The organism is Azospirillum sp. (assembly GCF_050789165.1).
In genome coordinates this window covers 123,563-137,580 of record NZ_JBOZRT010000080.1, presented here as the reverse complement: position 1 = coordinate 137,580, position 14,018 = coordinate 123,563, and the positions used below count along the sequence as shown (strand labels likewise).

The window sequence follows — 14,018 nt, the reverse complement described above, 5'->3', positions numbered from 1 at the left end:
GGTGCGCAACATCGCCGAGGTGACCACCGCCGTCGCCCGCGGCGACCTGTCGAAGAAGATCACGGTCGATGTGCGCGGCGAGATCCTGGAGCTGAAGGACACCATCAACACCATGGTGGACCAGCTGAACAGCTTCGCATCCGAGGTGACGCGCGTCGCCCGCGAGGTCGGTTCCGAAGGCAAGCTTGGCGGACAGGCGCAGGTGAAGGGTGTTGCCGGCACTTGGAAGGACCTGACCGACAACGTCAACATGATGGCGAACAACCTGACCAATCAGGTGCGCGGCATCGCCGAGGTGGTCACCGCCGTCGCGAACGGCGACTTGCAGCGCAAGCTGGCCGTCGACGCCAAGGGCGAGATCGCGGCGCTCGCCAACACCATCAACGGCATGATCGAAACGCTGGCGACCTTCGCCGATCAGGTGACCAACGTCGCCCGCGAGGTGGGCATCGAGGGCAAGCTCGGCGGTCAGGCCCGCGTGCCCGGCGCCGCCGGCCTGTGGAAGGACTTGACGGAGAACGTCAACCAGCTCGCCGCGAACCTGACCACCCAGGTGCGCGCCATCGCCGAGGTCGCCACGGCCGTGACCAAGGGCGACCTGACGCGCTCCATCACCGTCGGCGCCATGGGTGAGGTCGCGGCGCTGAAGGACAACATCAACGAGATGATCCGCAACCTCCGCGACACGACGCTGAAGAACGCGGAGCAGGATTGGCTGAAGACCAACCTCGCCAAGTTCACCCGCATGCTGCAGGGTGAGCGCGATCTGGTCACCGTCTCCAACATGATCCTGTCGGAGATCGCGCCCCTGGTGAACGCCCAGCACGGCACCTTCTACGTCGCCGCACGCGAGGAGGACGAGACGGTCCTGGAGCTGGTCGCCAGCTACGCGCTGAAGGAGCGCAAGAACCTCGGCAACCGCTTCGCGCTGAAGCAGGGGCTGGTGGGGCAGTGCGCCTACGAGAAGAAGCGCATCCTGCTGACCAACGTGCCGAAGGACTACGTCGCCGTCAGTTCCGGCCTGGGCGAGGCGCCGCCGCTCAGCATCATCGTGCTGCCGGTGATCTTCGAGGACGAGGTCAACGCCGTCATCGAACTGGCCTCCTTCGGCCGCTTCAGCGAGACGCACCAGTCCTTCCTGGAGCAGCTGACCGAGAGCATCGGCATCGTGCTCAACACCATCGCCGCCAACATGCGCACGGAAGGGCTGCTGAAGCAGTCGCAGCGCCTGACCACCGAGCTGCAGAGCCAGCAGCAGGAGCTGAAGACCACCAACGAGCGCCTGGAGCAGCAGGCCGCCTCGCTCCGCCAGTCGGAGGAGCTGCTGAAGTCCCAGCAGGAGAAGCTGCGCCAGACCAACGAGGCGCTGGAGGAGAAGGCGCAGCAGCTGGAGCGCCAGAACGTCGAGGTCGAGCGCAAGAACCGCGAGGTGGTGCTCGCCAAGGCGGCGCTCGAGGAGAAGGCGGAGCAGCTGTCGCTGACCTCCAAGTACAAGAGCGAGTTCCTGGCCAACATGAGCCACGAGCTGCGCACCCCCTTGAACAGCCTGCTGATCCTGTCGCGCCTCCTGGCCGACAACCCCGAGACCAACCTCAGCGACAAGCAGGTGGAGTTCGCCCGCACCATCCACGCCGCCGGCACCGACCTGCTGGGCCTGATCAACGACATCCTCGATCTGTCGAAGATCGAGTCCGGCACGGTGACGCTGGAGATCGGCGAGGTGGTGCTGGGCGACCTGCGCATGCACGTCGAGCGCACCTTCGCCCAAGTGGCGCAGGAAAAGGCCCTGGACTTCACCATCGACGTCGATCCGACGCTGCCCGCCACCATCCAGACCGACGAGAAGCGGCTGGAGCAGGTGCTGAACAACCTGCTTTCCAACGCCTTCAAGTTCACCGAGGCCGGCGGGGTGATCTTCCGCGTCGCGGTGGCGGGGCACGGCTGGAGCAGCGGGCACCCGGTGCTCAACGCGGCGCCCGCTGTGCTGGCCTTCAGCGTCGCCGACACCGGCATCGGCATCCCCGAGGACAAGCAGCGCACCATCTTCGAGGCGTTCCAGCAGGCCGACGGCACCACCAGCCGCAAGTACGGCGGCACCGGCCTCGGTCTGTCGATCAGCCGGGAGATCGCGCGGCTGCTGGGCGGCGAGATCCGGGTATCCAGCACCGTCGGGCAGGGCAGCACCTTCACCTTCTACATGCCACTGAACTTCGACCTCGCCACCCACACGCAGGGGACGAAGCGGGCCGACGCGCCGACCCGCCCGATCGTCGCCGCCGGGTCGGAGGAGGGGCTGGCGCTGCTGCAGATCCACCCGGCCACCGACGACCGCGAGCGCATCCGCGCCGGCGACCCGGTCGTGCTGGTGATCGAGGACGACGCCAAGTTCTCCTCCATCCTGATCGCCCTGGCGCGCGAGGCCGGGTTCAAGGTGGTGGTCGCCAACACCGGCGGGCAGGCGGTGCCGCTGGTGCGCAAGCACCGGCCGGAGGCGATCCTGCTGGACATCGGCCTGCCGGACATGGACGGCTGGGCGCTGCTCGACCTGCTGAAGCATGACCCGCTGACCCGCCACATCCCGGTGCACGTGATCTCCGCCAAGGATGAGCGGCACCGCGGGCTGGCGATGGGCGCCTTCGGCTACGACGAGAAGCCGGTGGACCGCGAGGCGGTGTTCGCCGCGCTGGGCCACATCAAGGACTACGCGGCACGGCCGTCCCGGTCGCTGCTGGTCGTCGAGGGCGAGGGCGGGCCGCTCTCCGCTGCGATCGGCGGGGCCGACATCGCTGTGACCGCCGCAACCTCGGCCGAACAGGCCGTGGCGGCGCTGGGGACGGGACCGGTGGACTGCGTGGTGATCGACCTCTCCCTGCCGCAGCCCGCCGATTTCGAGCTGCTGGAGGCGTTGCGCGGGCGCGACGCGACGGCGGACGTCCCGGTGATCGCCTACGTGCCGAACGGCCTGGACCCGGCGGACGAGGCGCGGCTGCGCCGGCTGGCGGACACCGCCGTTCTGAAGCCGGTCCGCACGCTGGATGCCGTGGTGGACACGGCGGCGCTGTTCCTGCACCGCCCGGTCGACCGCCTGCCGGAGGGGGAGCGCAGCGCCGTCCTCGACCGTCGGCAGCGCGACCCGTCGCTGGCCGGGCGGAACGTCCTCATCATCGACGACGACGTCCGCAACATCTTCTCGCTGGCGAGCGTGCTTGAGGCGCACGATATGACGGTCCTTCACGCGGAATCGGGGCGCGAGGGCATCGAGAAGCTCTCCCGCCACCCGGAGGTGGACGTGGTGCTGGTGGACATCATGATGCCGGAGATGGACGGCTACCAGACGATGCGGGTGATCCGCTCGATGCCGGAACTGGCGGGGGTGCCGATCGTCGCCGTGACGGCGAAGGCGATGAAGGGCGACCGCGAGAAGTGCATCGAGGCGGGGGCGACCGACTACGTGCCCAAGCCGGTGGACATCGACCACCTGTTGTCGCTGCTGCGCATCTGGACGGCCGCCGGCGTGGTGCTGCCCGAGAGGAGCGCATGACGCCACCCGACACCCCTTCCGACAAGGGCTGGACGATGCTCCCCCTTCCCACGTTGCGGGATCCGGGCGACGCGCCGCCGATCCCGGTCAGCATCCTGGTGGTGGACGACGACCCCCGCAACCTGCTGGCCATGCAGCAGGTTCTGGCGGACCTCGACGCCGAGGTGGTGCTGGCGCGCTCCGGCGCCGAGGCGCTGCGGCGGGTGCTCGACCAGGACTTCGCAGCGATCCTGCTGGACGTCCACATGCCGGAGATGGACGGCTACGAGACCGCCGAGCTGATCCGCCGGCGCGAGCGCTCCCGTCACGTGCCCATCATCTTCCTGACCGCCATCAACAAGGACGAGATGCACATCTTCCGCGGCTACGAGGCGGGCGCGGTGGACTACATGTTCAAGCCGGTCGAGCCGACGATTCTGCGCAGCAAGGTGTCGGTGTTCATCGATTTGCAGCGCAAGACGCTGGAGGTGAAGCGGCAGGCCGAGCAGAAGCAGCGCCTGCTGGCCGAGAACCTGCGCGTCCACACCGAGAAGCTGCAGGCCGAACAGGCGCTGCGCCGGTCCGAGGAGCGGCAGGGGCTGATCGTGCGGTCGCTGCCCATCGTGCTGTACACGGCCGCCGCCGACGGCGTCTCCTTCCGTTACCTGAGCGCCAACGCCGCCACCGTGCTCGGCTTCCCGGCCGAGCGCTTCCTGAACGATCCGGGCTTCTGGGAATCCCGCCTGCACCCTGACGACCGTGAGCGTGTGCTGGCGCAGCGGGCTTCCGGCGCGGACGGCGACGCGGCGATGATCGAGTACCGCTGGCAGGGCGCCGACGGCGGCTGGCGCGTGCTGCTCGACCACGCCGTGCTGCTGCGCGACGCCCGCGGCATGGCCAGCGAGCGCAGCGGCACCATCCTCGACGTTACCGAGACGAGGGAACTGCAGACCCAGCTCGCCCACGCGCAACGGATGGAGACCGTCGGCCAGCTGACCGGCGGCATCGCGCACGACTTCAACAACATGCTGATGGTCGTCATCGGCAGTCTGGAGCGGCTGTCGGGCATGGTGCCGGACGACGAGAAGGCGCAACGCCGCCTCGACATGGCGCTCCAGGCCTCGCTGCGCTGCTCCGACCTGACGCGCCGCCTGCTGTCCTTCGCGCGGCGCCAGCAGCTGCATCCGGAACCGGTCGACCTCAACGCGCTGGTGCGCGGCATGGGCGAGTTCATGGGGCGCACGCTGGGCAGCGGCGTCGAGCTGGTGATCGAGCCGGCGGACGGCGCGTGGCCGGCCATCGTCGACCGCAGCCAGGCGGAATCGGCGCTGCTGAACCTGGTGATCAACGCCCGCGACGCCATGGAAGGCGGCGGCCGGCTGACCCTGCGCATCGCCAATGTGCCGGCCGGGACCTCCGGCCTGCCGGAGCTGTCCGGCGACAGCGTGATGCTGTGCGTGTCGGACACCGGCTGCGGCATGCCCGCCGAGGTGCTGGAACGCGCCTTCGAGCCGTTCTTCACCACCAAGGACGTGGGCAAGGGCACCGGCCTCGGGCTCAGCATGATCCACGGCTTCATCAAGCAGTCCGGCGGCGCCATCCGGGTGGAGAGCACGGTCGGCGAGGGCACGTCCTTCCACCTCTACCTGCCGCGCGCCGACGCGCTGGCCGCCAACGGCTCCACGGCGGCGGCGGAGGGCTTGCCCCGTGGCGGCGGCGAGGTGGTGCTGGTGGTGGACGACGAGGAGGACGTCCGCGGCGTCGCCGCGTTCACCCTGCAGGAGCTCGGCTACACGGTGGTCGAGGTGTCCTCGCCACGGCAGGCCCTGGACATCCTCGACGAAGGGAAGGCGGTGGATCTGCTGTTCACCGACATCGTCATGCCGGGCGGCGTCAACGGCTTCGAACTCGCCCGTGCCGGCCTGGAGCGGCGGCCCGCCCTCAAGGTGCTCTACACCACCGGCTTCGCGCACGGCATCGACGGCGACGGTGCCGCCGGGTCCGCCATCCTGCGCAAGCCCTACCGCCGGCACGAGCTGGCCGAGGCGGTGCGGCGCACCCTGGCACCGGCCGCGGCCGGCTGACGAACCGCTCGACGGGCGCGCCCGCATGCCGTATGCCAAGGTCAGTTGAGGGGAGAAAGAGCATGAACCGGTCCGCACCGTCGCACCGCTTGCCGCCGGCTGGCGGCGGAGCCGCGAAGCGCCTCGTGATGTTCCTGCACGGCGTCGGCGCCCGCGGCGACGACCTGGAGCCGCTGGCCGACCTCTGGCGCGCCGCGCTCCCCGACGCCGCCATGAGCTTCCCGGACGCGCCGGAGCCGTTCGACCAGGCACCCTTCGGCCGGCAGTGGTTCAGCGTCACCGGCGTCACCGAGGCGAACCGGCCGCAACGTGTCGCCGCGGCGGCGCCGGCTTTCGACCGCGTGCTGGCGGAGGAGCTGGCCTGGGCCGGCGTCGTGCCGGAGGCGCTGATCCTCGTCGGCTTCTCGCAGGGGTCGATCATGTCGCTGGACGCGGTCGCCACCGGGCGCTGGCGGCCGGCGGCGGTGGTCGCCTATGCCGGGCGGCTGTCCCGCCCGCCGGCGCCGGGCGTCGCCACCACGACGCCGCTGCTGCTGGTGCACGGCGCCGCCGACCCGGTCATCCCGGTGCGCGAGACCGAGCAGGCCGCCGTGGCGCTGCGCGGCGCCGGCTTCAGCGTCGACGTGCGGATCGAGCCGGGCATCGACCACACCATCACGCCGGCCGGCGCGCAGGCCGGCCTCGCCTTCCTCAAGGCCACCCTCGGGAGCGCCCCATGAAGCTCGATCACCCCGAGCATCAGGCCCCTGCGGACGCGGAACAGCGCCGCGCCGTCCGGCCGGTGATCTGCTATCCGGTGGACACCCTCGCGCCGCCGGACCTCGCGGCCTACCGTGCGGCGCGCGACGGCTGGGAGACGGTGGCGGAGGTCGTCGTGCCGCCGCGCGAGGCGCGCTGCTTCGAGGTTCCGGCGGGCGGATTCTTCCGCATTGTCAGCGTCGAGGGGCCGCAGGTCGGCGATCTCAACCTCTGGGCGGCCGACGACCTGACCGAGCGCTTCTTCTCCGGCAAGACGCGGGCGCTGCACGGCACGCACCTGTCCACCGGCGACCGGCTGTGGTCGTCGCTGCCGCACCTGCGGCCGATGGCGACGATCACCCAGGACACGCTGGACTGGTACGGTTTCGACGAATGGGGTGGCTCGGTCCACGACGTGATCGGGACGCGTTGCGATCCCTACACGCACCGGCTGCTGGCGGGTGGGGACTATCATCACTGCTGCCACTCGAACCTGACGCGGGCGCTTGCCGGCCAGGTGGGGCGTGCGTGCGCGGAGGTGGAGCCGGTCGTGCACGACGTGCTGAACGTCTTCATGTGCACCGGCTTCACCCGTGACACCGGGCAATACTTCATGAAGGCCAGCCCGGTGCGGCCCGGCGACTTCCTGGAGTTCTTCGCCGAGATCGACCTGCTGGGCGCGCTCTCCGCCTGCCCGGGCGGCGATTGCAGCGCCGAGCATTCGAGCGACGCCGCGGCCTGCCATCCCCTGCTGGTCGAGGTCTACCGCCCCAAGGCACCGCCGCGCGGCTGGACGTCGCCGCCGCGCAACGGCTACGGCGGCGGCCACGGCTGCTGAGGCGGGACCCCACGCCGGCCCCTTCCCTGATCCTTGTCTTTCGCGGTATCGCGCACGCGCCGGTACGGGAACGAGTCGGCACGCGCTGGAGGGCGTCGTGCTGTGCCCGAAGGGATATGGCGTTCGTTCCGGCATTCCCGCGCAGCGCCGTGCCTGTTTGGGAGGCAGCGGTCGGACGACGGTCCTGCGCATGGGGCTTTGCCGGTCGTGTCCACGGGTCTCCAAAACACTGGCGGGCGTGCCGGCGTGGCACGCCCCTTTTTTCGGTACCGCTTTGCCGTGGGCGGGGGTTGCCAAACGGGCGGCGTGCGACGATGCTGCCGGCCTCACCGCCTGCCGCAGGAGCCCGCGCATGTCCACCGCCAAGATCCTTCTTCTCGGCTCCGGAGAACTCGGCAAGGAGTTCGTGATCGCGGCCAAGCGCCTGGGCTGCGAGGTCGTCGCCTGCGACAGCTACGCCAACGCCCCGGCCATGCAGGTGGCGGACGCGTGCGAGGTGTTCTCCATGCTCGACGAAGCGGCCCTGCGCGCCGCCATCACGAAGCACGCGCCGGACTTCATCGTCCCGGAGATCGAGGCGATCCGCACCGAGGTGCTGCACGACTTCGAGGACGCCGGGGTGACGGTCGTCCCCTCCGCCCGCGCCGCGACGATGACCATGAACCGCGACCGCATCCGCGAGGTCGCCGCCACCGAGCTTGGCCTGCGCACCTCGCGCTACCGCTACGCCGAGAGCCTCGACGAGGTCCGCGCGGGGGCCGAGCACACCGGCCTGCCCTGCGTCATCAAGCCGGTGATGTCGTCGTCGGGCAAGGGCCAGAGCACCGTGCGCACGGCGGACGAGCTGCAAGCCGCCTGGGAGTACGCCGTCGCCAACATGCGCGGCGACCGGCGCAAGGTCATCGTCGAGGAATTCGTTGCCTTCGAGTACGAGATCACTCTGCTGACCATCCGCACCCGCGACGGCGTGCTGTTCTGCGAGCCCATCGGACACCGGCAGGAGCGCGGCGACTATCAGGAATCCTGGCAGCCGGTCGCCATGCCGCAGCCGCTGCTGGACGACGCCAAGGCGATGGCGGCCAAGGTGGTGGACAACCTGGGCGGCTACGGCATCTTCGGCGTCGAGTTCTTCGTGACGAAGGACGAGGTGGTCTTCTCCGAGCTGTCGCCGCGCCCGCACGACACCGGCATGGTGACCCTGCTGTCGCAGAACCTGTCGGAGTTCGACCTGCACGCCCGCGCCATCCTGGGCCTGCCGATTCCGCGCATCCACGTGCACGGCCCGTCCGCGTCGGCGGTGATCCTCGCTGACCGGGAGGCGGATCGCTTCGCCATCGAGGGACTGGCGGAGGCGCTGGCGCACGGCACGCCCGACCATGACGTCGACGTGCGGCTGTTCGGCAAGCCGACCACGCGCAAGAACCGCCGCATGGGCGTGGCGCTGGCGTCCGGGGCGACGCTCGACGAGGCGCGGGAGCGCGCCCTCAAGGCCGCGGCGGCGATTACGATCCGCTATTCGGAGTGAACCCGTCGGGCGTGCCGCGCTCGCAAGCCTCGAGGCGGCCCTTGGCGTCCTCCTCCATGGCGCGCAGCTCGGCCAGGGCCTCATCCACCTCGACACGCATCTGTTCCAGCGCGTCGATGCGGCGGCGGATCTTCGCCAGGCCGTCGCGGTACTGCTCCGCGTTGGGTTCCGTCGGGCGGTAGTGCGCCAAGTATTCCCGGATCTCTTCCAGGGAAAATCCCAGCCGGCGGAACTTCATGATAAGTAGTAGGCGCGCCCGATCCCGGTAGTCGAAGACGCGCGCCGTGCCGGCGCGCTGCGGGGTGAGCAGTCCCTTCTCCTCGTAGAAGCGCAGCGCCTGCGCCGTCAAGGAGAACTCCTTGGCCAGTTCGGAAACGCTGTACAGCTTGTTCCTGTCGGACAAAACACACCTCCGGCCCGCACGCACCATGGCGTGCATCGGTCGGACCGTCAAGGCGGGGCGCCGTCACTCCAGCGCGATCTCGCCCTTCACCTCGTGCGACAGATCCAGGCCGTCGACGGTCAGCACCACGCGGGCCTGCAGCCTCTCGTTCCCCTTCAGCCGGCCGGCGGCCAGCGCCTCGCCGACGGCACGCTCGATCTCGCGCTGCGACGTCACGCCGACCACTTTGAGGAACTTGCGCACGTCCATGTTGAAGGTGTCGTCGTTCATCGGAAAACCCCCACCGTTGCCGGGATGAAAACCCCCGGCGGGCCTCCGGGGTTCCGTGGACGCCGCCATCCGGCATAGTCTGGAACGGTTGGTTTTGCGAACGCGAACGATCTGCGACAGTGCGATCGGGTGCCGTCCCGTGCGCCCGCCCGTCCGCAACGTCGATCCCTGGACATGGTGAAACGGCCCACCGAACTGATTTACGGAGTCGGCGACGTCCCGCCGGTTCCGGTGATCCTCCTGCTGTCGCTCCAGCATCTGGCGCTGATCGCCATCTATCTGGTGATCGCGGTGACCGTCGCCCGCATGGCCGGACTGGACGCAGAGGCGGGCGGCCGGCTGGTCAGCCTCACCATGATCGCCGGTGGGATCGGCGCCGTCCTCCAGGTGCTCGGGCGGCGCGGGATCGGCTCCGGCTTCCTGGTGCCGACGACGACGACGACCATCCTGCTGCCGCCGGTCGGTCTCGCCATCGCCAAGGGCGGCTTGGCGCTGGCGTTCGGCATGAGCATGGTGACGGCGCTGACCGTCATCGCGCTGTCGCAGACGATCCGCCGCCTTCGCCCGCTGTTCCCGGCGGAGATCGCCGGCTTCGTCGTCTTCATCGTCGGCATCTCGGTGATGGTGCTGGCGGAACGCAGCTTTCTCGGCGTGCAGGTCGCGGCGGAGCTGCGCGGGCCGCACCTCGCCGTCGCCGTCCTGACGCTGGCGACCATCGTCGGCATCAGCGTGTGGGGCGGGTCGCGGCTGCGGCTGTTCTGCCCGCTGATCGGCATCGGGATCGGCTACGCCGCGTCGCTTCCGCTGGGGCAGTTCCCGCGCACCGCGCTGGCCAGCCTGGAGGCGGCGCCGCTGTTCGCGCTGCCGCGCCTGGGCTCCTTCGGCCTCGCCTTCGACGCCGGGCTGCTGATCCCGTTCCTCATCGCCGGGCTCGCCATGTCGCTGAACACGGTGGGCGCGGTGACGGCGGCGCAGAAGGCCAACGACGCGGAGTGGAAGCGGCCGGACATCGCCAACATCGGCCGCGGCCTGCTGGCCGACGGGCTGGCCAACCTGGTGGCCGGGCTGATCGGCGGGGTGGGGCAGTCCTCCACCTCCGGCGCGGTCGGGCTGTCGGTGGCGACCGGGGCGACCTGCCGGGTGATCGGCTTCGGCATCGCGGCGCTGCTGGTCCTGCTGTCGCTGTCGCCGAAGCTGTCCATGGCGCTCCTGATCATGCCCGACCCGGTCATCGGCGCGGCGCTGCTGTTCAGCGGCTGCTTCCTGGTGGTCAACGGCATGCAGGTGATGGCGTCGCGCCTGCTCGACCCGCGCAAGGTGTTCATGCTGGGCATCTCGCTGACCTTCGGGCTGGCCCGGCTGTTCGATCCAGAGTATTTCCGCGACGCGCCGTCGTGGCTGGAGCCCTGGGTCGGGTCGCCGATGACGGTGTCGGTCAGCCTGGCGATCCTGCTGAATGCGCTGTTCCGCATCGGGATCCACAAGCGCAGCCGCTTCACCATCGACGGGGCGGTGCTCGACCACGACCGGCTGGACGCGTTCATGACGGCGCAGGGCCAGCTGTGGGGCGCCGGGCCGGAGGTGGTCTACCGCGCCCGCTTCGGCACGCACGAGGTCATCGAGATGCTGGTCGCCCGCGGCATGGTGCAGCCGCAACCCGACGGCGCCCGCACGATCGCCGTCAACACCCGGTTCGACGAGTTCAGCTTTGCGGTGACCGTCGAGTACGAGGGCGAGCACCTCGCGCTCGACGACATCCAGCTGTCCGAGGAGGAGATCTTCGAGAGCGAGGACGGCGAGCGTCACCTCGCCAAGTTCATGATCCGCCGCGTCGCCGACAGCGTGCGCTCCGAACGGCGCGGGGAGCGCAACGCCATCACCCTGCTGTTCCAGGCCTGACCCCCGGCCTACTCCTCCGGCACCGCGCGCTCCAGCTCCGCCAGCCAGATGCGGGCGTTGCCGTCCGAGGGCGCGCGCCAGTCGCCGCGCGGCGACAGCGAGCCGCCGGCCGTCACCTTCGGCCCGTTCGGCATGGCCGAGCGCTTGAACTGGCTGAAGCCGAAGAAGCGTCGGATGAACACCCGCATCCAGCCGCGGATCTCCGCCAGCGTGAAGGCCCGCCGCTTCTCCTCCGGGTACCCGGCCGGCCAGTCGCCGCGCGCCGCGTCGCCCCAGGCGTGCAGCGCCAGGAAGGCGATCTTCGACGGCCGGAAGCCGTAGCGTAGCGTGTAGAACAGCGTGAAGTCCTGCAGGTCGTACGGCCCGACCACCGATTCCGAACTCTGCATCGCCTTCTCGCTGTCGGCGGGGACCAGCTCGGGCGAGATCTCGGTCTTCAGGATGGCGTCCAGGGTGTCGAGCGCGTCCGTGCTGAACAGGCGGGCGCCGATCACCCAGCGGATCAGGTGCTGGATCAGCGTCTTCGGCACCCCGGCGTTGACGTTGTAGTGCGCCATCTGGTCGCCGACGCCGTAGGTGCACCAGCCGAGCGCCAGTTCCGACAGGTCGCCGGTGCCGATCACGATGCCGTCGTGGTGGTTGGCGAGGCGGAACAGGTAGTCGGTGCGCAGCCCTGCCTGCACGTTCTCGAACGTCACGTCGTAGACCGGCTCGCCGCGGGCGAAGGGGTGGTCGAGGTCCTTCAGCATCTGGTTGGCGGCCGGCCGGATGTCCAGCTCGTGGTGCGACACGCCGAGCGCCCGCATCAGCCGCAGCGCGTTCCCCTTGGTCTTGTCGCTGGTGCCGAAGCCCGGCAGCGTGTAGGCCAGAATGTCGGTGCGCGGCCGCTCCAGCAGGTCGAAGGCGCGCGCGGCGACGATCAGCGCGTGCGTGGAATCCAGCCCGCCCGACACGCCGATCACCACCCGCCCGATGCCGGTGGCGCGCAGCCGCTGCACCAGCCCAGCGACCTGGATGTTGTAGGCCTCGTAGCAGTCCAGCTCCAGCCGCTCGCGCACCGCCGGCACGAAGGGGAAGCGCGCCACGGCGCGCCGCAGGCCGACGTCGCCGGACGGCGGATCGACGCGGAACGCGATCCGCCGAAAGCCGCCGGTCACGGCGCCGTGGACGCGGCGGTTGTCGTCGAAGCTGCCCATGCGCTGCCGCTCCTGGCGCAGCAGGTCGAGATCGACGTCGGCGACCGCCATCTGCGGGCCCTGCGGGAAGCGGCCGGTCTCGGCCAGCGTCTCGCCGTTCTCGAAGATCGAGGTCTGGCCGTCCCAGGCGAGGTCGGTGGTCGACTCGCCCGCCCCGGCCGAGGAGTACAGGTAGGCGGCGAGGCAGCGCGCCGACTGCGACTTGCACAGCAGGCGGCGGGTTTCCGCCTTGCCGATGGTGATGTTGCTGGCCGACAGGTTGGCCAGCACCGTCGCGCCGGCCAGCGCCGCCTCGGCGCTCGGCGGCACGGCGACCCAGAGGTCCTCGCAGATCTCGGCGTGGACCGTCAGCCCGTCCAGGTCCTCGGCGGTGAACAGCAGGTCGGGGCCGAACGGCGCCTCGTGGCCGGCGACGGTGACGCTCGCCCCCTCCGTCCCGGCACCGGAGGCGAAGTGGCGGCGCTCGTAGAACTCGCGGTAGTTGGGCAGGTGCACCTTGGGTACGACGCCCAGCAGCCGGCCGCGGTGCACCGCCACCGCTGTGTTGTAGATGCGCCCCATGTGGCGCAGCGGAGCGCCGACCAGGATCAGCGGCATCAGGGTGCGCGAGTCCTCGACCAGCCGCGCCACGGCGGCCTCCACCGCGTCGAGCAGGCAGTCCTGCAGGAACAGGTCGTCGATGGCGTAGCCGGACAGCGCCAGCTCCGGGTACAGAGCCACCGCCACCGCCTGGTCGTGGCATTGCCGCGCGCTGTCCAGCACGGCCTGCGCGTTGGCCATCGGGTCGGCCAGCGTGCAGGTGGTGGTGCAGGTGGCGACCCGCGCCATGCCGTGCCGGTAGATCGACCGGAAGTCCTGGCCCCGATCCTTGCCCTTGGCGCTCATCCCCACGTCTCCGGATGCCGTGCGAGTCCATCACGATAGCAACCGGCGAGGCCCGCCGCACGTCCCGCCCGACATCACGCGTGCGCTGCGCCGTCACCGCTATCGCCAACTTGGCAACGGAAACCTATCTCATCCCCAGCGCCTCCGACCTGAGACGGGCGGCCCTGAGCGTGAACGACGGAAAAGGAGGACAGGCGTGGCGGAGACCGAGCCCCGGAATGGCTACCGGCATTTCCAGACCATCCCGACGCGCTGGATGGACAATGACGTCTATGGCCACGTCAACAACGTCGTCTACTACAGCTATTTCGACACGGTGGTGAACCAGTACCTGATCGAGACGGGCGCGCTGGTCATCGAGTCCAGCCCGGTCATCGGCCTGGTGGTGGAGACCGGCTGCCGCTATTTCGCGCCGATCACCTTCCCCGACCGGGTGGAGGCGGGCTTGCGCGTGGCGAAGCTTGGCAACAGCAGCGTGCGCTACGAGGTCGGGCTGTTCCGCAACGACGATCCCGAGGCGGCGGCCAGCGGCCACTTCATCCACGTCTACGTGGACCGCGAAACCCGCCGGCCGGTGCGCGTGCCGGACGCCATGCGCGCCGTGCTCGCGCCGCTGCTGAATACTCCTTCCTGAATATGACGCGTACGGGTATCCTGGGC

Annotated in this window: 10 protein-coding genes; 7 read left to right on the top strand and 3 right to left on the bottom strand. The window is 70.0% G+C overall.

The genetic code is table 11. From position 1 onward, the window contains the following. The 5 genes from ACRWK7_RS17635 to purT form a co-directional block, all read left to right on the top strand. Nucleotides 1-3,541 (top strand): response regulator (locus ACRWK7_RS17635; RefSeq protein WP_431857580.1); only part of this gene is annotated, 3,541 nt, incomplete at its 5' end. Continuing rightward, nucleotides 3,538-5,604 carry a response regulator gene (locus ACRWK7_RS17630; RefSeq protein ID WP_431857579.1) on the top strand — a complete coding sequence of 689 codons (2,067 nt, stop codon included), beginning with the start codon at nucleotides 3,538-3,540 and terminating at the stop codon, nucleotides 5,602-5,604. The genes ACRWK7_RS17635 and ACRWK7_RS17630, both read left to right, overlap by 4 nt. 62 nt (nucleotides 5,605-5,666) lie before the next feature. Further along, a complete protein-coding gene (locus ACRWK7_RS17625) occupies nucleotides 5,667-6,323 on the top strand; it encodes an alpha/beta hydrolase (RefSeq protein WP_431857578.1) in 657 nt (218 codons plus the stop codon). Further along, nucleotides 6,320-7,180: an urea carboxylase-associated family protein gene (locus ACRWK7_RS17620; RefSeq protein ID WP_431857577.1), complete on the top strand. Its 861-nt coding sequence runs from the start codon at nucleotides 6,320-6,322 to the stop codon at nucleotides 7,178-7,180. Before ACRWK7_RS17625 ends, ACRWK7_RS17620 begins: the two co-directional genes overlap by 4 nt. Nucleotides 7,181-7,532: 352 nt before the next feature. Then, nucleotides 7,533-8,705 carry a formate-dependent phosphoribosylglycinamide formyltransferase gene (purT, locus tag ACRWK7_RS17615; RefSeq protein ID WP_431857576.1) on the top strand — a complete coding sequence of 391 codons (1,173 nt, stop codon included), beginning with the start codon at nucleotides 7,533-7,535 and terminating at the stop codon, nucleotides 8,703-8,705. Here purT and ACRWK7_RS17610 read toward each other — a convergent pair. After that, nucleotides 8,683-9,108, bottom strand: a complete 426-nt coding sequence (locus ACRWK7_RS17610; protein ID WP_431857575.1) for a MerR family transcriptional regulator — start codon at nucleotides 9,106-9,108, stop codon at nucleotides 8,683-8,685. The genes purT and ACRWK7_RS17610 overlap by 23 nt on opposite strands. A 63-nt stretch (nucleotides 9,109-9,171) precedes the next feature. Then, on the bottom strand, nucleotides 9,172-9,378 hold the full coding sequence (locus ACRWK7_RS17605; RefSeq protein WP_431857574.1) for a DUF6494 family protein: 207 nt from the start codon (nucleotides 9,376-9,378) through the stop codon (nucleotides 9,172-9,174). Between the two features lie 174 nt (nucleotides 9,379-9,552). On the opposite strand from ACRWK7_RS17605, the gene ACRWK7_RS17600 reads away from it, so the two are divergent. Then, the gene (locus tag ACRWK7_RS17600) at nucleotides 9,553-11,277 is read left to right on the top strand and encodes a uracil-xanthine permease family protein (RefSeq protein WP_431857573.1); all 1,725 of its coding nucleotides are present in this window, start codon (nucleotides 9,553-9,555) and stop codon (nucleotides 11,275-11,277) included. Nucleotides 11,278-11,285: 8 nt separating this feature from the next. Here ACRWK7_RS17600 and ACRWK7_RS17595 read toward each other — a convergent pair whose 3' ends face one another. Next, nucleotides 11,286-13,358 (bottom strand): NAD(+) synthase, encoded by a 2,073-nt coding sequence (locus tag ACRWK7_RS17595; RefSeq protein WP_431857572.1) that lies wholly within the window; start codon nucleotides 13,356-13,358, stop codon nucleotides 11,286-11,288. Between the two features lie 196 nt (nucleotides 13,359-13,554). On the opposite strand from ACRWK7_RS17595, the gene ACRWK7_RS17590 reads away from it, so the two are divergent. Next, nucleotides 13,555-13,992, top strand: a complete 438-nt coding sequence (locus ACRWK7_RS17590) for an acyl-CoA thioesterase (RefSeq protein WP_431857571.1) — start codon at nucleotides 13,555-13,557, stop codon at nucleotides 13,990-13,992. Nucleotides 13,993-14,018: the final 26 nt, after the last annotated feature.